The 17,850-nt window shown below is 72.0% G+C and carries 17 protein-coding genes, 3 tRNA genes and 1 pseudogene; 5 read left to right on the top strand and 16 right to left on the bottom strand.

Features of this window, described 5'->3' with window-relative positions; translation table 11 throughout:
- Nucleotides 1–62 precede the first annotated feature (62 nt).
- Nucleotides 63–620 carry a CGNR zinc finger domain-containing protein gene (locus ACBJ32_RS49575; RefSeq protein WP_375132860.1) on the top strand — a complete coding sequence of 186 codons (558 nt, stop codon included), beginning with the start codon at nucleotides 63–65 and terminating at the stop codon, nucleotides 618–620.
- 97 nt (nucleotides 621–717) lie between these two features.
- On the opposite strand, the gene ACBJ32_RS49580 is transcribed toward ACBJ32_RS49575, so the two are convergent.
- Nucleotides 718–1,920 (bottom strand): MFS transporter, encoded by a 1,203-nt coding sequence (locus ACBJ32_RS49580; protein WP_375132861.1) that lies wholly within the window; start codon nucleotides 1,918–1,920, stop codon nucleotides 718–720.
- A 255-nt stretch (nucleotides 1,921–2,175) separates the two neighbouring features.
- The gene (locus ACBJ32_RS49585) at nucleotides 2,176–2,943 is read right to left on the bottom strand and encodes a VOC family protein (RefSeq protein WP_375132862.1); all 768 of its coding nucleotides are present in this window, start codon (nucleotides 2,941–2,943) and stop codon (nucleotides 2,176–2,178) included.
- Nucleotides 2,944–3,114: 171 nt separating this feature from the next.
- On the opposite strand from ACBJ32_RS49585, the gene ACBJ32_RS49590 reads away from it, so the two are divergent.
- Entirely contained in the window at nucleotides 3,115–3,744 is a 630-nt protein-coding gene (locus tag ACBJ32_RS49590; protein WP_375132863.1) for an alpha-ketoglutarate-dependent dioxygenase AlkB, read from the top strand.
- Nucleotides 3,745–3,853: 109 nt separating this feature from the next.
- On the opposite strand, the gene ACBJ32_RS49595 is transcribed toward ACBJ32_RS49590, so the two are convergent.
- The 4 genes and pseudogenes from ACBJ32_RS49595 to ACBJ32_RS49610 all read right to left on the bottom strand — a co-directional run.
- Nucleotides 3,854–4,912, bottom strand: coding sequence for a WD40/YVTN/BNR-like repeat-containing protein (locus ACBJ32_RS49595; RefSeq protein WP_375132864.1), 1,059 nt, complete (start codon nucleotides 4,910–4,912; stop codon nucleotides 3,854–3,856).
- A gap of 242 nt (nucleotides 4,913–5,154) precedes the next feature.
- Complete coding sequence (locus ACBJ32_RS49600; protein ID WP_375132865.1) at nucleotides 5,155–6,036, bottom strand: D-alanyl-D-alanine carboxypeptidase family protein; 882 nt, start codon at nucleotides 6,034–6,036, stop codon at nucleotides 5,155–5,157.
- A gap of 78 nt (nucleotides 6,037–6,114) precedes the next feature.
- Nucleotides 6,115–6,456: a glycosyltransferase gene (locus ACBJ32_RS49605; RefSeq protein ID WP_375132866.1), complete on the bottom strand. Its 342-nt coding sequence runs from the start codon at nucleotides 6,454–6,456 to the stop codon at nucleotides 6,115–6,117.
- Between the two features lie 67 nt (nucleotides 6,457–6,523).
- A pseudogene (locus ACBJ32_RS49610) lies at nucleotides 6,524–6,973 on the bottom strand (glycosyltransferase); the annotation flags it as partial.
- Nucleotides 6,974–7,073: 100 nt separating this feature from the next.
- On the opposite strand from ACBJ32_RS49610, the gene ACBJ32_RS49615 reads away from it, so the two are divergent.
- The gene (locus ACBJ32_RS49615; RefSeq protein ID WP_375132867.1) at nucleotides 7,074–7,760 is read left to right on the top strand and encodes a DUF6348 family protein; all 687 of its coding nucleotides are present in this window, start codon (nucleotides 7,074–7,076) and stop codon (nucleotides 7,758–7,760) included.
- Between the two features lie 86 nt (nucleotides 7,761–7,846).
- On the opposite strand, the gene ACBJ32_RS49620 is transcribed toward ACBJ32_RS49615, so the two are convergent.
- Nucleotides 7,847–8,323, bottom strand: coding sequence for a MarR family winged helix-turn-helix transcriptional regulator (locus ACBJ32_RS49620; protein WP_375132868.1), 477 nt, complete (start codon nucleotides 8,321–8,323; stop codon nucleotides 7,847–7,849).
- A 50-nt stretch (nucleotides 8,324–8,373) separates the two neighbouring features.
- Here ACBJ32_RS49620 and ACBJ32_RS49625 point away from each other — a divergent pair, with 50 nt between their 5' ends.
- Entirely contained in the window at nucleotides 8,374–8,772 is a 399-nt protein-coding gene (locus tag ACBJ32_RS49625; RefSeq protein WP_357876427.1) for a nuclear transport factor 2 family protein, read from the top strand.
- Between the two features lie 101 nt (nucleotides 8,773–8,873).
- Here the strand turns inward: ACBJ32_RS49625 and ACBJ32_RS49630 are convergent, their stop codons facing one another.
- The 3 genes from ACBJ32_RS49630 to ACBJ32_RS49640 all read right to left on the bottom strand — a co-directional run bounded on the left by ACBJ32_RS49630 (nucleotide 8,874) and on the right by ACBJ32_RS49640 (nucleotide 12,023).
- The gene (locus tag ACBJ32_RS49630; RefSeq protein ID WP_375132869.1) at nucleotides 8,874–9,707 is read right to left on the bottom strand and encodes a carbohydrate ABC transporter permease; all 834 of its coding nucleotides are present in this window, start codon (nucleotides 9,705–9,707) and stop codon (nucleotides 8,874–8,876) included.
- Nucleotides 9,704–10,624 (bottom strand): sugar ABC transporter permease, encoded by a 921-nt coding sequence (locus ACBJ32_RS49635; protein WP_357876423.1) that lies wholly within the window; start codon nucleotides 10,622–10,624, stop codon nucleotides 9,704–9,706. The genes ACBJ32_RS49630 and ACBJ32_RS49635 overlap by 4 nt, the downstream gene beginning before the upstream one ends.
- Before the next feature lie 64 nt (nucleotides 10,625–10,688).
- Nucleotides 10,689–12,023: an extracellular solute-binding protein gene (locus ACBJ32_RS49640; RefSeq protein ID WP_375132870.1), complete on the bottom strand. Its 1,335-nt coding sequence runs from the start codon at nucleotides 12,021–12,023 to the stop codon at nucleotides 10,689–10,691.
- A 305-nt stretch (nucleotides 12,024–12,328) separates the two neighbouring features.
- Between ACBJ32_RS49640 and ACBJ32_RS49645 the strand changes: the two genes are divergently transcribed.
- Nucleotides 12,329–13,822 carry an alpha-N-arabinofuranosidase gene (locus ACBJ32_RS49645; protein ID WP_375132871.1) on the top strand — a complete coding sequence of 498 codons (1,494 nt, stop codon included), beginning with the start codon at nucleotides 12,329–12,331 and terminating at the stop codon, nucleotides 13,820–13,822.
- 56 nt (nucleotides 13,823–13,878) lie between these two features.
- On the opposite strand, the gene ACBJ32_RS49650 is transcribed toward ACBJ32_RS49645, so the two are convergent.
- The 6 genes from ACBJ32_RS49650 to ACBJ32_RS49675 all read right to left on the bottom strand — a co-directional run bounded on the left by ACBJ32_RS49650 (nucleotide 13,879) and on the right by ACBJ32_RS49675 (nucleotide 17,788).
- The gene (locus ACBJ32_RS49650; RefSeq protein ID WP_375132987.1) at nucleotides 13,879–14,862 is read right to left on the bottom strand and encodes a LacI family DNA-binding transcriptional regulator; all 984 of its coding nucleotides are present in this window, start codon (nucleotides 14,860–14,862) and stop codon (nucleotides 13,879–13,881) included.
- 207 nt (nucleotides 14,863–15,069) lie between these two features.
- Nucleotides 15,070–16,533 carry a family 43 glycosylhydrolase gene (locus ACBJ32_RS49655; protein WP_375132872.1) on the bottom strand — a complete coding sequence of 488 codons (1,464 nt, stop codon included), beginning with the start codon at nucleotides 16,531–16,533 and terminating at the stop codon, nucleotides 15,070–15,072.
- A 295-nt stretch (nucleotides 16,534–16,828) separates the two neighbouring features.
- Nucleotides 16,829–16,903, bottom strand: a tRNA-Val gene (locus ACBJ32_RS49660).
- A 1-nt stretch (nucleotide 16,904) separates the two neighbouring features.
- Nucleotides 16,905–16,978, bottom strand: a tRNA-Cys gene (locus ACBJ32_RS49665).
- Nucleotides 16,979–16,995: 17 nt separating this feature from the next.
- Nucleotides 16,996–17,067, bottom strand: a tRNA-Gly gene (locus tag ACBJ32_RS49670).
- Nucleotides 17,068–17,119: 52 nt separating this feature from the next.
- The gene (locus ACBJ32_RS49675) at nucleotides 17,120–17,788 is read right to left on the bottom strand and encodes an ACT domain-containing protein (protein WP_357876415.1); all 669 of its coding nucleotides are present in this window, start codon (nucleotides 17,786–17,788) and stop codon (nucleotides 17,120–17,122) included.
- Nucleotides 17,789–17,850: the final 62 nt, after the last annotated feature.

Raw genomic sequence — 17,850 nt, forward strand, 5'->3', positions numbered from 1 at the left:
CCCCTGCCACGTTCGTCGTCACGGCCCGCGGCGGCCGGACGGCTTCGGCATACGCTGCATGGGTGAAGGTGCACTCGACGAAGGCGATGGCCGTGCGGGCCGTGGAGCTGTGCGTGGAGTTGCTGTACGAGCGGCCGTCCGCCGCGTCGGTGACGAGGGTCCTGCGCGCGCACGGCGAGACTGACGAGCTGGACCTGGGCGAGGACGACGTGACCGCGATGCGCGCCGCGGCGTCGCGCCTGTGCGAGGTGCTGGGCGCGGCCACCACCGGCGAGGCGGCGGCGCTGCTCAACCGGCTCCTCGCGGAGTCCGCCCGGGCTCCCCGGCTGACCAGCCATGAGGGGACGTCGAGCTGGCACCTGCACGTCGACAGCGGGGACGACGCTCCGTGGGGGGAGTGGTTCCTGACGTCGTCGGCGATGGCGCTGGCGGTGCTGCTCGCCGATCACCAGCGGGTTCCCGGCGGGTTGTGCGCGTCCGGGAGCTGCGGGCGTCCGTACCTGGACGTGGGCGGTGGCAGCCCGCGCCGCTACTGCAGCAGCCGCTGCGCCACCAGGGAACGCGTCGCCGCCCACCGCTCCCGCACCTCGCCCGCCGCAGGTGGCCGGCCGCCGGTGTGACGTGCGGCTCATCCGTCGCTGGAGGGCCGCCGCCTGACGATGCTGGAGGGCCTCGCCTGACGTCGCCGGAGGCCCGGCGCGTGACGACGCTGGAGGGTCACCGCCTGACGAGGAGCACCGCGACGGCCACCGCCTGCAGCGCCGCGCCGGCCAACAGAGCGAGGCTCACCGCGTACGCGGCCAGCGGCCCGGCCACCGCGGACCCGATCGCGAACGAGGTGATCTTCAAGCTGGCACCCGTGGTGAACACCTGGCCGCGCAGCCGGGCGGGCGCTTCGCGATGGCGTACCGCGAAGAGCGCGGTGAGCTGCGGCCCCTCGCCCGCCCCCGCCACGGCGGCCCCCACCACGGCCATCCAGTACGTCTGCGAGCAGGCCATCACCACCACCCCGGCCCCCAGCACCGCCGTCCCGACCGCCTGCACCGCCGTCCCGGCCACCGGCATCGCCGTTCCGGCCGTCTGTGCCCCCGCCCATCGCGAGGTGCCGCTCAGGGCCGCGTTGGCCACCAGCCCGCCGGCGGCGACGACGGCCAGCAGCAACGCGCCATGCCCGCTCTCCCCGCTCAGCCGGGCACCGAGCACCGGGGCCGACACGACCACCATGGCCAGCCCGCAACACGACACCATGGACGCCACGGTCGCCCGCCGCAGCACCCCGTTCGACACGATCGCCCGGAACCCCGCCCGCACCTCCTCCCGGACGGCCCGCCACCCGGGCGCCCCGCCTTCCTCACCACCCGCCGGACGAGGGCCGGCCGGGGGCAGCCCACGGGCGGCGGGCAGCGCGGCGACCAGCATCCCGACGCTCACCAGCACCGCCATGACGCCACCACCCGCCGACGCGACCACCCCGACGAGCGCGGGCCCCGCCAGCCCCGCCACGTTGTAACTCATCGAGTCGAACGCCGTCGCCCTCGCCAACCTCCCGGGCCCGGCCACCAAGGGGAGCTGCGCCGTCCATCCACCCGTGAGCGCCGGCCCCAGCAGCCCCGTCACCACCGCGACGGCCACCAGAACGGCCCCGGGCACCTGCCCCGCCATCCCGCCGGCCACCATCAGGAGCCCGCCCGCGTACCCGGCGAGGCACCACCCCAGCACCCTGCCCGGCCGCCGCGCCCGATCGAGCAGCACCCCCAGCAGCGGCCCTCCGACGGCGGCCGAGACGGTCAGCCCCGCCAGCACCGACGAGGCCAGCAGGGGGGACCCGGTGACGGCCAGCCCCGTGACGAGCAGGGCGGGCCCGGACATCTCATCACCGGTGCGGGCCATCACGGCGCCCGCCATGTAACGGGTTAACACACTTGAGACGTTACACGAGCGTACGCCGCCGCGTACGTTAGGCCGGCGTCCCGGAGGGAATGAGTATCCGGAACCAGGCCCCTGAGCTGGGGATTCGCCCATGCTGGGGAGGGTCGGCCTGCACGAACTGCGTGCGTGCAGGCCGACCGCCGGCCCCGCACCCGAGGCCGGGACGGGCCGCCCCGACCTCAAGCGGACCGGCCATCACCGCCCACCCGCCTGAGCGGTGATGGGCCGGTGACCAGTGACCATGGCTCAGGCGGAGCTGGTGATCACCGCGAACCGTGCGCCGAAGGGATCGTCGAGGAAGGCCAGCCGCCCGACCCCCTCGGTGGTCATCACCGGAGCCCGCGTCGTCGCGCCGAGCTGCTGCCCCAGAGCCACCGTGGCATCGCAGTCGGGCACCTCGAAGTACGGCAGCCAGTGCGGCCGATCACCGGCCTGGAGCTGGGCGATGCCGGCCACCGCCGAGGACTCGTCGCCCTCCGCGGGCGAGATCACGGGATACGACGTCTCGCCCATCGGCAGGTCCTCGACACGCCAGCCGAACACCGACTGGTAGAAGGCGCGGATGCCGACGGGATCGGGTGTGTGCAGCTCGGCCCACCCCAGCGAGCCCGCGTCCGTCACCAGCCCGAGCCCCTTGGTCGCGCCGGGCTGCCAGACGGCGAACGACGCCCCGGCCGGATCGGCGAACATCGCCATCCGCCCCTGCCCCTCGATGTCGAACGGCGCGGCCAGGACCGTGCCGCCCGCCTGCTCGATCGTCTTCGCGATGGTGTCGGCGTCAGGCGCCTGGAAGTAGATCAGCCATGCCGCGCCCCCTCTCGCCGGGGCGTCAGGGCTGATACCGGCGACCGTCCGGCCGCCGACCTGGCAGAAGCGGTACTGCCTGTGCTCGGGCCCCAGCGAGATGGAATCCCAGCCGAACAGCCGGGTGTAGAACGAGATCGACGTCTCCACGTCGGGGCTGCTGACGTCGACCCAGCAGGGGGATCCGGGGAGGTAGTGCGTGGTGAGCATGGCCTGCTCCTTCGCGTGACGAAGCGATGGGTGGCCTCTGCACCTCCGGTGCGGGCCGAGGGGCGACGCCACTCATATCCGGTGCCCACCAGCGTCGCACGACCTGTCGATCGAATAGGCCGCTTCCCTGAAATCGAATGAGTGTTTGAAGTATGGCATAGACTCGGCACCATGACAGCCGCGTTCCAAGCATCTTTGCTCGCTCTCGACGAGGAGCTCGGCATCGGGCCTCTCGGCGACACCGTCCGCCGCACTCACCTCGACCGCGGCGCCTGGATCGACCTGCGCCCCGGCTGGCTGACGGGCGCCGACACGCTCTTCGAGCGCCTCGCGGAGAACGTGCCGTGGCGGGCCGAACGGCGGCGCATGTACGACAGGGTCGTGGACGTCCCGCGGCTGCTGAAGTTCTACGACGAGGACGAGCGCCTGCCCGACCCGCTCCTCGACGACGCCAGACGCGCCCTCGACGGTCACTACGGCAAGGAACTGGGCGAGCCGTTCCGCACGGCGGGTCTGTGCTACTACCGCGACGGCCGCGACAGCGTGGCCTGGCACGGCGACACGATCGGGCGCGGCAGCACGGAGGACACCATGGTCGCCATCATCTCGGTCGGCAGCCCGCGCTCCCTGCTGCTCCGCCCGCGGGGCGGCGGGCCCTCGATCCGTCACGACCTGGGGCACGGGGATCTGATCGTGATGGGCGGAAGCTGCCAGCGCACCTGGGAACACGCCATCCCGAAGACCACCCGCCCCTCGGGCCCGCGCATCAGCATCCAATTCCGCCCCATCGGCGTCCGCTGACCCCCCGCCCCACCACGGCGTCCCCGCGCCGCGCACGTCCCCGCGCCGTGCCGTGCCGGGCGGCGGATCCGGCTTCGGGCAGGGAGCGCGTGCGGCCGGCGCGGGTCGGTTACTTGAGGGTGAGCCTGGCGAGGCGGCCCTGCTCGCCCGAAGCCCAGCACGAGCGGTCCCGGGTGCAGGCGACCGTGTCGAAGGACCCGCTGTCGAAGGTCTGCCACGTCCGGCCGCCCGAGTACGTCACATCGCTGCCCGACGGCCCCACGGCGACAGCCGCGAAGGGAAGGTGGGGAAGCCAGGCGACACCTGACCGGTAGGCGGGCGGGGGAGCCGAGGAGGGGCGCCAGGACGCGCCGCCGTCGCGGCTGGTCGCGCTCGCGCTGGGGGACTGCTGCTCGGGACGGTAGTCGCCGCCGACCGCGATTCCCCGGTGACGGTCGCGGAAGGCGAGGCCGAAGACGCCGCGGGCCGGGTCGCCGCCCGGGATCGGCGCGTCGGCGACCGTCCAGGTGCGGCCGCGGTCGCGGGAGTGGAACACCCGGGCCCGCTCGGCCCCGCCGCTGGCCAGCCAGACGTCCCGGCCGCCCGACGCGGCCAGGCACTGCCCGCTCGCCGCGAACCCCGCCTCGCCCGGCAGCGCCTCGGGCATCCCGTCCGGCGGCAGCACCTGCCAGCTCCGCCCGCCGTCCTCCGTGGCCAGGATCCGGAAGCGGCCGTTCACCGGGTCGCTCATGGCCAGCCCGTGGTGCCGGTCGAAGAAGGCCATGCAGTCGTAGAACGCCTGCGGCTCGTCGTTCCTGAACGTCTCCGCCCAGGTACGGCCGCCGTCCTCCGTGCGGTAGACGCGCGAGTCCGTGCCCGCTCCGATGGACAACGCCACGGCCCGGTACGCGTCGAACGCCTCGATGTCGCGGAACTGGAGCGCGGCCGTGTCGGGCGGGGAGACGTTCTGCCATGTCCGTCCCCCGTCGACGGTCCGCAGCACGGTCCCGCCCGAGCCCGAGGCCCACACCACGTGCCGGCTGACGGGTGACAGGCCGCGCAGGCGCGCGGTCACCCCCGTCTCCTTGAGCTCCCATCCGAGCTGGGGCGTGGTGGCGGCCTGGGCGGGGAGCGGGGCGGCGAGCACGAGGGCCGCTGACAGCGCACCTAACGCGATTCGAAGCTTCATGTCGGGCAAACTAGCCCAAGAGATCAACGCGGTCCATGGCCGCCGCTCCACGGCAGCCGCCGCCGATCCTGCGGGAGCCTCCGGCGATCCGGCGATCCGGCGATCCGGCGATTCGGTGGTCCGGTGGTCCGGTGGTCCGGCGATCCGGCGGGGTGCGGCGGGGCCCGGTGGTCCGGCGTCCAGCGGTCCAGTCGTCCGATCGCCCGGCCGTCCGATGGACTGGCGGTCAGGCGGTCAGGCGGTCAGGCGGACTGGCGGGCGGAGCCCCAGGAGAGCAGCGCCTCGGCGGTGCTGAAGCGGCGGCTGGAGACCGACTCGTCCAGCAGGACGCCGACCAGCACGCGCCCGTCCGACTCGCCCGCGAACGCCAGGCAGTACCCGGCGGCCCGCGTGAAGCCCGTCTTCAGCCCGATCGCGCCCGGCGTGCCGAGCAGGCGGTTGGTGTTGCGCCAGCTGTAGGAGCGGTGCTCGCCGGTGGCGTCGAGGTCGTGCCAGCGGGTGCCGGCCACTTCCTTGATGAGCGGCACCCGCAGGGCGTGGGCCGCCAGCACGGCCTGGTCCCTGGCGGTGGAGTAGCCGTCGCCGTCCGGGGTGGGCAGGCCGTCGGCGTTGACGTACCGGGTGTCGTTCATGCCGAGCGAGCGCGCCGTGGCGTTCATCCTGGCCACGAAGCCCTCGACGCCGGGCCCGTACGTGCGGGCCAGCGCGTGGGCGGCGTCGGCGCCGGAGGGCAGCATGAGGCCGTACAGCAGCTCGCCCACCGTGAGGCGGTCGCCGGCGCGGAGGTCGGCGGTGGTGCCGCCGCCGTCCTCGGCGTACGCGACGTCCTCCCGCTTGATCCGCACCACGTCGGTGGGCTTGGCGACCTGCAGCACCAGGTACGCGGTCATGGTCTTGGTCAGGCTGGCGACCGGCAGACGTTCGCCGCCGTCCTTGTCGAACAGGACCTCGCCGGAGGAAGCGTCCATCAAATAGGCGGCGCGGCCGTACACGGCGGGCGCGTCGCGTTCCACGGAAACGACGGCCGGAGTGGTGGTCACGCTGGCATGCGCGGGCGCGGTCAGCCCTGTGACCAGGGCAAGAGCGCCTGCCATGGCGGCCAGAAACGCCTTCCGATTACGCATACGGCACAGAATGCCGCCCGCCTTGGGGTGCCCTTGACGAAAAGAGCGAAATATCGTGACTAAGCTGTTCGAAAGCCCTTATGTGGCAGGGAAGGCGGGAAAGGTAAATCTTTTTCTGGACATGGCACCAAAGCGGCGAGGGGTGTGTGGTCGGCGGCCGTGCCAGAAGTGGTCGGTGACGCGCTCGCCCGCCGCCAGCTCCGAGAACAGGTCCTCCCACAACGGCATCACCTGCTCGGGCCCGTAGGCCTGCGACGTCCTGCGCGCCGCCCGCCCCATCCGCAGCCGCAGGTCCCGGTCGGCGATGACCCGGTTGAGCGCGGCGGCCGGCGCGTCCACGTCCCTCGGCGGCACCAGCAGCCCGTCCACCCCGTCGGTCAGCACGTCCTTCGGCCCGGTCGGGCAGTCGAAGGCGACCACGGGCAGCGTGCGTCATGGCCTCGATCATCACCATGGGCAGGCCCTCGAACCGGGAGCTCAGCGCGTACACGGAGGCGTCGGTCAGCTCCCGCTCCAGCCGGTCGGTACGCCCGGGCAACGCCACGTGCCCGCCCAGCCCGAGCTGCTCGACCAGCCCGGCGAGCCGCCCCTTGCGCGGCTCGGTGCCGAAGATGCGCAGCCGCCACTCCGGATGCTCCGGCACCACCTGCGCGAACGCCTTGATCAGCAGGTCGAACCCCTTCTGCGGCACCAGCCGCCCGGCCGCGATCACGACGGGGGCGACCTGCCGGGAACGTTCCTGCTCGACCTTGTGCACCGCGTTCGGGATCTGCACGACCGGGGTGCCGGGCAGCAGCCGCTGGTACTCCAGGCGGTTCGTGCGGGTCAGCACGGTGATCGCGTCGAAGCGGTCGTAGTAGCGGGCGATTCCCTGGGAGAGGCCATCCCGGCCGGTGCGCCGCCGAGCCGTGAAACCGGGATCTCGCCGCCCCGCCACGGCGGTCCGGGAGACCGGCGCGCCGATCCGGCCCGCCCGCCGGGCCGGTGATCAACTAGCCTGGCTGGTGACGAGGCGAGCGCGAGGCGAGGGGTTGGGCATGGACGGCGTACGGCCGGCGGACGAGGCGGTTCTGGGCATGGTCGCCGAGCACCTGAGCGCGGCCACGGAGCAGCCCTGGGAGGTCCGCGACGGCATGGCGAAGGGCCCGGGCACGCTGGCCGTGCGGCTCGGCGCCGACCACACCGGCAGCCCCGCCCACCTCGACCTCGACTTCGTGCTCAACGTCGAGCGCCCGCAGGACACCACGGTCTCCGACTGCGTGACCGGGTACGGCGCCACCGTCGAGGAGTCCGTGGACCGCGCGATCCAGATGTGGCTCGGCACGACCGGCGGCGCCCTGCTCGAGCTCCTCGTCCAGGACGGTTCCCGCGCCGCCCACTTCGCCCCGGACGACCCCGACGGCTTCCCCGGCTGGCACGCCATCCACGGCGGCATCGTCGGCTGGGGCACGGGCGGCGAGCACGACGCCGTCCAGCGGTGGGCGGTCCAGCACGTCCTGCTGCCGCACCTGGCCCCGGCGCTCAAGGGCACGCTCGAACGGGGGCACCTGGTGGGGGTCAGGGCGTTCTTCGGCGGCGGTGACGGCACGGAGACCGCCGAGGTCCGGGTCAACGGCGCCCGGCACGAGGCGGGCTCGCGGGCACTGGCGGAGCTCGACTGGCCGCGCCCGGCCGGCGGGGTCTCCTACGCGCGCACCTTCGTGCTGCTCGTCCACCAGGAGTGACCCCGCGGCCGGCGAGCGCACCAGGAGTGACCCGCGGCCGGGGCGACTCAGCGGCGCGGCTCAGCGGGGCGGCTCAGCGGGGCGGCTCAGCGGGGCGGCCGGACCTCGCGCCGCCTGACGGCCCCGGCTCCGCCCAGCTCGTCGAGCAGCTCGGCGAGCAGCGCCCGGCACTCCTCGACCCGCTCCGGCCCCACCCGCTCCGCCAGCCGATTCTCCTGTGCCGCCCGTGCCCGCCGCGCCGCCGCCACGGCCGCGCGCCCGCGCCCCGTCAGCCGTACCCTCCTGATGCGGGCGTCACGCGGATCGGGCACCCGCTCGACGTAGCCGAGCCCTTCCAGCTCGGCCACCACCTTGGACGCCGCCTGCTGCGTGACCTCCATCCGCACGGCCAGCTCCCCGATCGTCCTGGCCTCCTCGACGAGGTGCTGGAAGACGTACCCGTGTGAGACCCGCAGCCCGGTGAACCCCTGAGCCGCCATCTCCTCCTGCACGGCAGAGGCGGCGGCCGAGCCGACGAAGAGGGCGAGGGTGCCGAGGTCGAGGTCGCGCGGATCCACGGGCATGCCCCCATCCTGCCCTTGACAACCACGGTTGTACAACTACGGTTGCATACATGCACCCCCACATCGACCTCGCCATCCGCTACCACCAGGCGGTCTCCGACGGCGCGAGCACCGAGCCGTACCTCCACCCCGACGTGGTCCACCACGAGCTGCCCAACCTGCTCTTCCCCGACGGTGTCGTCCGCGACCTCGACGGCCTGCGCGCGGCGGCGGAGCGCGGCGCCAAGACGATCAGCGAGCAGCGTTTCGAGGTGCTCAACGCGATCGCGTCAGGCGACCGGGCCGCCCTGGAGGTCCTGTGGACCGGCACCCTCGCCGTCCCCCTGGGCGACCTCCCCGCGGGCCACGTGCTCCGCGCCCACCTCGGGGTCTTCCTGGAGTTCCGCGACGGCCGCATCGTGGCCCAGCGCAACTACGACTGCTACGAACGCCTGACTCCCGCACGATGACGACCCTCACCCGGGACGGCCTGGCCACGCGCCCCCGAGGCGGTCGCCGCCGCATGCCGCGGCCTCGCCGGCGACGACCTCCCCGCGGAAGCCACCAGGCCTCACTGACCGGCCAGCCCGGTGTGCGCCACCCCCTTGACGATCTGCCGCTGGAACATCACGAACACGACCAGCAGCGGCAGCCCGGCCAGCACCACCGACGCCATGATCTGCGCGTACCGCAGCCCGAACGTCCCCTGCACCACGTTCGCCAGCCCCACGGGCAGCGTCATCGTGTTCGGGTCGGTGGAGACCAGGAACGGCCACAGGAAGTTGTTCCAGGTGTTGATGAACGTGAAGATCGACACGGCGGCGAGCACCGGCCGCGACAGCGGCAGCACGATGGTGAAGAAGACCCGCCACCGCCCGGCCCCGTCCACGAAGGCGGCCTGCTCCAGCTCCGCCGGCACGTCCTGGAAGAACTTGACCAGGATGTAGACGATCAGCGGGGCCGCCACCTGCGGCAGGATGATGGCCCACCAGGTGTCCACCAGCCCGAGCGTGACCATCTCGGCGAACAGCGGCGCGATCAGCACCTGCGGCGGCACCATGATCCCGGCCAGGATCAGCGCCAGCAGCACCCGCTGGCCCCTGAACTGGGTGCGGGCGAACCCGTACGCCGCCATCGCCGAGAACAGCACGGTCAGGAACGTGACGATCACGGCGGTGACGGTCGAGTTGATCGCCCACTTGACGATGCCGCCGGTGCCCAGGACCAGCGCGTACGAGTCGAATGTGATCTCGCTGCCGAACCACTCCAGCGGCAGCTTGGTGGTCTCGTCCTCGGGCTTGAGCGAGGTGGCCACCGCCCACAGGACGGGGGCGAGCCAGACGGCCGCCAGTACCAGGGCGATGACGAGCAGGATGAGCTGGCTCCAGCCGAACCGCTTGGTCACGACGCGACCTCCTCGCGCTTGCGGAACAGCCGGAGCTGCGCCAGGGAGACGATGACGATCAGGGCGAACAGGATGTACGACACGGCCGAGGCGTAGCCGGTGCGGTAACCGGTGAAGCCGACGTCGTAGGCGTACTCGATGATCGGCCTGGTGGAGTCCTGCGGGCCGCCGCCGGTCATCAGGTAGATCTGGTCGAACACCTTCAGCGAGGCCACCAGTTGCAGCACCACGATCAGCGCGGTGGTCCGGCCGAGCAGCGGCAGGGTGATGGAGCGCAGCTTGTCCCAGGCGGAGGCGCCGTCGATGGCGGCGGCCTCGTACAGGTGCTGCGGGATGGACTGCAGGGCGGCCAGGTAGAGCAGGAAGTTGAAGCCGACCGTCCACCAGACGGTGGTCAGCACGACCGACCACATGGCCATGGACGGGTCGCCCAGCCACAGCACGTCGATGCCGAGCGTGCCGTTGATCAGGCCGTAGTCGGGCGGGTAGATCATCTGCAGCCACAGGATCGACACGACCGCCGACGGCAGCAGGAACGGCCCGAAGAACGACAGCCGCCACAGCCACTGCATGAAGCGCAGGTTGTGCACCAGCAGCGCGAACACCAGCCCGAGGAACACCAGCGGGATCGTGCTGAGCACGGTGAAGACCACCGTGTTCCACAGCGAGCGCCACATGCGCGGGTCGCCGAACGCCTCAAGGTAGTTGTCGAGGCCGACGAAGTTGTTGTTGCGGCCGGCGATGTTCACGCTCGACAGGCTCATCTGGAAGCCGAGCAGGGTCGGCCAGACGAGGAAGGCCACGTAGACCAGCAGGAACGGCGTCACGAACACCATCCCGTGCTGGGTCCAGCCGCGCCGGACCTTGGGCGTGGCGACGGGGGCGGCGGTCGGCGGAGCCGCGACGGTCGTGGTCATGAGCCCTCCTTCGTCGGTCTCATGACCGAGGTGCTGTGTTCATCGACGACCTCGACAAGCTCGGTCATGGGCGCTCCTCGTCGGGGAAGGGGTTCGGGGCGGCCATCAGCCGGGCCAGCGCGGCCTTGGCGGCGGCCAGGCCCTCCTCCGGCGTGCGCGTGCCGCCGATGACGGGGGAGAACGCCTCGCCGAACTCGATCCACATCCGCGAGGCGGACCCGGCGAACCACACCTGCGGGTCGAGCGCGACCTCGGTGATGACGGAGCGGTACTCCGACTGCGGCTGCAGCGCGAGGTATTCGGGCTCCTCCAGCGCGGGCAGGTACGCGGGCACGTGCCCGGCCACCGCCCAGTCGGCGCTGTTCTTGACGAGGTAGGCGATGAACCGGTACGTGGCCCGCTCCACCTCGGGGTCCCGGTTGCGCTGGTGGGGCAGCACGAACGCGTGGCAGTCGGCCTGCGCGGAGCCGGTGCCGAAGACGGCGGGGAAGCGCGTCATGCTGAACGGCGTCTTGCGTTCCTTGAGCCCGGTGGTCTCCCAGTCGCCGTTCCACAGGAACGCGGCCTCGCCGTTGGTGAACTTGGCGACGGAGGCGCCGTAGTCCGTACGCCAGTCGCACAGCCCTTCCTTGCCGAGCCGCTGCATGAGCCGCAGCGCCTCCAGGGCCTTGGCGTCGTCGATGGTGATCTTCGTGCCGTCGTCCGACAGCAGGGTGCCGCCGCTCTGCGGGTAGAGCGACCACCACACCCGCCACGGGCCCACGGTGCCGAGGCCGAGCGCGTCGAAGGCCAGCGGCGGCTTGCCGCCCATCACCTCCTTGGCCTTGGTGAGCTGGGCGATGAGCTCGTCCACGCCCTTGGTGGGCAACAGCTTGCCGTCGGGGCCGAGCAGCCCGGCCTTCCCGCAGATGTCGGTGTTGTAGTACTGCACCATCGGGTGGGCGTCGAACGGGATCGCGTACAGCACGCCGTCGAGATGGGCACGCTCCCAGATGGGCGGGCTGAAATCGGCGGCCCGCAGGCCGACCTCCTCCAGTAGCTTGACGTCGAACGGGTCGAGCAGGGCGCCCGCGCCGATGCCCGCCAGCCGGGCCAGGTGGAACGTGGCCAGATCGGGCGAGCGCCCGCCCGAGCCGGCCATCGCGATCTTGGTGTAGTACGGCTCGCCCCAGGCGAGCACGTTCTCCTCGACGAAGACGTCGGGGGTGGCCTTGGCGAACGCCTGGACCATCTGGTTCATGATGATGCCGTCGCTGGCGCCGAGGAAGTGCCAGTACTGCACGCGGGTCTGGGACGAGCCGAGCCCCACGGGGATCGCGCATCCCGTGGCGGCGGCGCCGAGCAGTGCGAGGCTGCCGCCGAGAAGGTGCCGGCGGGTGATATCGGGGGGACCGTGCACTGGGGCCTCTTCCTTCACCGAGCCATCGCCCGGCCATGTTCTCGCTAACATTCAGGAGGTCAGGGCAGCCGTGGACAGGCCTCTCGCGCTGGGCGCGAAGGCGGTGGGGCGAGCCGTCCGGGTCGCGGAGGCTGCCGCGCGGACCCCGTTGTTCCGGCGGGGTTACCCGAGTGTTAGCGGTAACAAGCAGCGTGTCAAGGGCCCGCCCGCAACCGGTTGCGGCGGCACTCACCCTCTTGACCCGGCTCAGTGATAACGCTAACAATCGGGACCACGTAACGCCCGAGAAACAGGGAGCCCCCTCCGTGCATCAGGCCAAACTCACCCTGGATCCCGCCTTCAAGGTCGCCCCGGTGCGCCGGCGCACCTTCGGCACGTTCGTGGAGCACCTCGGGCGCTGCGTCTACACCGGCATCTACGAGCCCGGCCACCCCACGGCCGACGAGGACGGCTTCCGCCGCGACGTGCTCGACCTGACCAGGGAGCTGGGCGTGTCCACCGTCCGCTACCCCGGCGGCAACTTCGTCTCCGGCTACCGCTGGGAGGACGGCATCGGCCCGGTCGACCGGCGCCCGCGCCGGCTCGACCTGGCCTGGCACAGCACCGAGACGAACGAGGTCGGCGTCGACGAGTTCGTCCGCTGGTGCCGCAAGGCGGGCGTGGAGCCCATGATGGCCGTCAACCTCGGCACCCGCGGCATCGCCGAGGCCCTCGACCTGCTCGAGTACGCCAACCACCCGTCGGGCACCACGCTGTCCGACCTGCGCATCGCCAACGGCGCCAAGGAGCCGCACGACATCAGGATGTGGTGCCTGGGCAACGAGATGGACGGCCCCTGGCAGACCGGCCACAAGACGGCCCGCGAGTACGGCCGGCTGGCCGCCGAGACCGCCCGCGCCATGCGCATGGTGGACCCGAAGCTGGAGCTGGTCGCGTGCGGCAGCTCCAGCTCCAGCATGCCGACGTTCGGCTCGTGGGAGGCCGAGGTGCTGGAGGAGACCTACGACCTGGTCGACTACATCTCCTGCCACGCCTACTACGAGGAGCGGGACGGCGACCTCGGCAGCTTCCTGGCCAGCTCGACCGACATGGAGTACTTCATCTCCTCCGTCGTGGCCACCGCCGACCACGTCGGGGCGCGGCTCAAGTCCCGCAAGAAGATCAACATCTCCTTCGACGAGTGGAACGTCTGGTACCTCTCCCGCTTCCACGACGCCGGCGCCCCGCAGGACTGGCCGGTCGCCCCGCCCCTGCTGGAGGACCACTACAACCTCGCCGACGCGGTGACGTTCGGCGGGCTGCTGATCACGCTGCTGCGCAACAGCGATCGCGTCACCGCCGCATCCCTGGCCCAGCTCGTGAACGTGATCGCGCCCATCATGACCGAGCCCGGCGGGCGGGCCTGGCGGCAGACCACGTTCCACCCCTTCGCGCAGGCCTCCCGCCACGCTGCCGGGGACGTGCTGCGCGTGGAGCCGGACTCGCCGTCGTACGAGACGAAGGCGCACGGCGAGGTGCCGCTGCTGCACGCGGTGGCCACCCACTCCTCCTCGGAGGGCACGACGCTGTTCGCCGTCAACCGGTCGACGGACGGGCCGCTGTCGCTGGAGATCGACGCCCGGGCGCTCGGCGGCGTCCGCATCGTCGAGGCCACCACGCTGACCGACCCGGACGTCTACGCCCGTAACACGGCCGACGACCCCACGCGGATCACGCCCCGCCCGAACCCGGACGTCGAGCCCGACCCGCTGCGGGTCCTGCTGCCCCCGGTGTCGTGGAACGTGATCCGGCTGGCTTAGCGCGCGGACGGCCGGCTTGGCGCGCGGACGGCCGGCTTGGCGCGCGGGCGGCCGGTTCAGCGCGCGGGCGCGGCGCCGGTGCTCTCGCGGACGACGAGCTCGGGCTCGACCAGCCGCCGCGCCTCCGGCTCGGCCCCCGCCATCCGGTCCAGCAGCATGTGGAACGCGTGCCGCCCGACCTCGCCGAAGTCCTGCCGCACGGTCGTCAGCGGCGGCCAGAAGTACGCGGACTCCGGGATGTCGTCGAACCCCGCCACGCTCACGTCCTCGGGCACCCGCCGCCCCGCCTCGCGCAGCGCGCGCAGCACGCCGAGCGCCATCTGGTCGTTGGCCACGAACACGGCGCTGACCTCGGGGTCGGCGGCGAGGCGGCGGCCGAGCTGGTAGCCGGAGCGGGCGCTCCAGTCGCCGCGCAGCACCTCGGGCACCGGCCGGCCCGCCGACTCCAGCACGCCGCGCCAGCCCTCGATGCGGCCGTTGGCGTCGAGCCAGTCGGCGGGCCCCGCCACGTGCCACACGCTGCGGTGGCCGAGGCTGAGCAGGTGGCGCGTGACGCGGGCGGCGCCGGCCTGCTGGTCCACCTTGGCCACGGGCACCGGGATGTCGTCGCCGGCGTCCACCGCGACCACCGGCATCTCCGGCGGCAGGTGGCGCAGCCCGTCGGCGGCCGACTCGTGCGGCGCGACGATGATCACCCCGTCCACGGACTGGGTGCGCAGCCGCTGCACGCCCTCCTCCATCGACCTGCGGTTGAGCGAGCTGAGGCTGGCGATGCTGACGTTGTAGCCGGCGTGCCTGGCGGCCTGCTCGATGCAGTAGAGCGTGGAGGCCGGGCCGTACAGGGTGGTGTCGATGCTGACCACGCCGAGCACGCCGGAGCGGCCGGTGACGAGCTGGCGGGCGGCCTGGTTGGGCCGGTAGTCCAGCTCGCGCACGGCGGCCAGCACGCGGGCCCTGGTCTCGGCGCGTACGAGATCGGGCGTGTTCAGCACGCGCGAGACGGTCATGGTGGAGACTCCGGCGAGCACGGCGACGTCCATGAGCACCGCAGGCCTGCCCGGTTTGGCTTTCACCGCGGCTCACCCCCTCAGCGGTAACGCTAACAGGCGGAAGGGGCGAACGCGCGATCATATGGGGCGGGTCGCCGGCCGGCGCGGACCGGGGTGTTCGGCGGGTTGCCGGCCGGCGTGGATCGGGGGTGTTCGGCGGGTTGCGGGCAGGCGCGGACCGAGGTGTGGGGCAGGTTGTCAGGCGGGCCGGATGGACCACTGCTGGCAGGCGTTGTTCAGCCAGCTCCACTGCCGTACGTCGGTGCCGTCCGCCGTGCCGCAGTCGGCCACGTCGGCGACCTTGCCGGTGGCGGCGTTGACGATCCGCACCCAGCCGCCCGAGGCCGTGTAGACGAGGCGGAAGCGCTGGCAGGTGTTGTCGAGCCAGCTCCACTGCCGGATGTCGGTGCCGTCGGCGGCGGCGCAGTCGGCGACGTCGGCGACCTTGCCGGTGGCCACGTTCACCAGGCGGCTGGTGTCGTCGGCCTGGTCCTCGATGCGCCAGCGCTGGTTGCCGCCGCCGTTGCAGGCCCACTGCTGGATGTTCGCGCCGTCCGCGCCGGAGCCGCCGGAGACCTCCAGGCACTTGCCGCTGTTGCGGTTGACCAGCGTGTACGCCGCCGGCGTGGCCGCGGTCTCCCCGGCGGGCGCGGGCAGCGAGACGCCGGTGGCGACCGGGGTGCCGAAGTTCGGCGTGCCGTCGGAGTTCCAGGTGAATCTCTGCGCGCGGGTGGTGCGGTTGTTGTCGCAGCCGCCGCCGCTGGAGCTGTTGGCGTGGTAGACGATCCAGCTCTCGGTGCCGTCGGGCGAGGTGAAGAAGCCGTTGTGGCCGGGGCCGTACACGTTGCCCGAGCGCTGGAACACCGGCGTCGACCTCTTCACCCAGCTCGACGCGCTGAGCGGGTTGCCGCCGTTGTAGGTGAGCTGCCCGAGCTTGTAGTCGGGCCCCCAGCAGGCGCTGGCCGAGTAGATCACGAACGTCTGCCCGCCGCGCTGCAGCGCCTCCGGCCCCTCGTTCACCGTCCCGCCCTGCGTCTCCCAGCTGTGGGTGGGGCTGGAGATCCGGCTGAAGGTGCTGGAGCTCAGCGTGTACGGGTTGCTCATCGGCGCGATCACCAGGCTCTGCTGGCTGCCGGCGATGAAGCCGCTGCCGAGCAGGTACAGGGAGCCGTTCAGGCTCATCGGGCTGGCGTCGATCAGCCAGCCGCCCGGGGTGAGGTTGGCGCCGCTCAGCATGCTCCGGTACGTGTACGGCCCGAGGGGGTCGCTGCCCGCGCTCTCCAGCACGTGGGTGCGCTGGCTGTCGCAGCAGGCCGTGCCAACCGCGCCGGCCGAGTAGTAGATGTACCAGCGGCCGTTGAACTGGTGCAGCTCGGGGGCCCAGAAGTTGGTGCCGCGGGAGGACGTGGTGTCCTGCCAGACCTGGATGCCGGGGGCGGTGTTCAGGCCGCCGAGGGTGGGGGAGCGGCGGACGACCAGCGTGTTCGTGAAGCTGGTGGTGATCAGGTAGTAGTTGCCGTCGTACCACGTCAGCCAGGGGTCGGCGCCCTTCTGCGACTTGACGGGGTTGGTGTAGGAGGTGGCCGCCTGGGCCGGGCCGGGGCCGGGGACCACCAGGGCTAACAGGAGGAGCGACAGGGCCGCCAGGATTCTGCGGAGCATCGGGGGACTCCTTGGTAGCGCTAACATTTTGCGGCGATTTTGCGGAGGTGCCGTGATTGTTAGCGCTCACGTCCAGGGTGTCAACGGGCGACTGAAACTTTCAACCCTGGGGGAAACTCGGCCGAACCGGGGTTCACGGCTGCTGCTTCTGCCGATGAGACGTGCGCCTGCGGCTCCCCGGGCGCGGCCTCCAGGAACTGCCCCCATGTCTTCCCCGGCAGGCGCCGGGACACAACGCCGCAAGGGACAGGCAACAGCAGAAAGCCCCAGCGCGCGCGCTGGGGCTTCTACCGGATGGTGGACGATACTGGGATTGAACCAGTGACCTCTTCCGTGTCAGGGAAGCGCTCTCCCGCTGAGCTAATCGTCCTTGGAGGTGGCGACGGGATTTGAACCCGTGTGGACGGCTTTGCAGGCCGCTGCCTCGCCTCTCGGCCACGCCACCGAGTCAAACCCTCTCCGAGCGGAAGACGGGATTCGAACCCGCGACCCTCACCTTGGCAAGGTGATGCTCTACCACTGAGCCACTTCCGCGCCGCATTCAGTTGCTGCGTGGTTAACAATAGCGCGTTTCTCGACCGGATGCTTACTCGTGCGCCCCGCCCGGTGCCTGCCGGCCCTCCTTGCGCAGCTGGCGTGCCACGCTGCGCTCGGTGGCGGGGAGGCTGAGGAAGATCTCCAGAATCCTCGTGAGGCGGTGGACCTCGATGCGGTGGAAGGCGGGGCCCTCCGAGCGGGCCAGCAGGAGCGACAGGGCCAGCGGCGGGAGCGGGGCGTGGATGAGGTGAAGGCCGCCGTCCCGGGTCAGGGCCGTGGGACGGGACGGCACCTCCTCCGGGACGACCAGGCCCTGAGGGGCGCGCCAGCTCGCGTAGACGACGCGGCGCTCGGCCGCGATGGCGGCCCAGTCGGCGCTGAACAGGACGGGCAGGGAGTCGATGAGCGTGGTCAGCGCCCGGTCGCCCGCGGTGGTGATGTACTTGAGGATCTCCAGCTCGGGGTAGGTGCCCGGCGCCTCGCGCGTGGTCCAGATGCCTTCGACCGTCACGCCTTCCACGCTCTGCAGGCTCTTGAGCAGGGCCTGCCTCGGCGTGCTGTCGGGGCAGAAGACGGTGATGTCGTCGACGGCCCGGCCCGCGCCCCGGTCGAGCACGGTCACCTGCGTGATGTCGGCGCCCGCCACGCCCAGGACCTTGGTGACCTGGGCCAGGGAGCCCGGTCTGTCGGGCAGCGCCAACCGCACTCGAAGAAGCATCCATCCCCCTCAACCCGAAGATGCCGATCAACAGACTATCCGCGAATACCGGTTGCGGCTTG

This window comes from Nonomuraea sp. GTA35 (genome assembly GCF_041950525.1).
In the GTDB taxonomy this organism is placed as follows: domain Bacteria; phylum Actinomycetota; class Actinomycetes; order Streptosporangiales; family Streptosporangiaceae; genus Nonomuraea.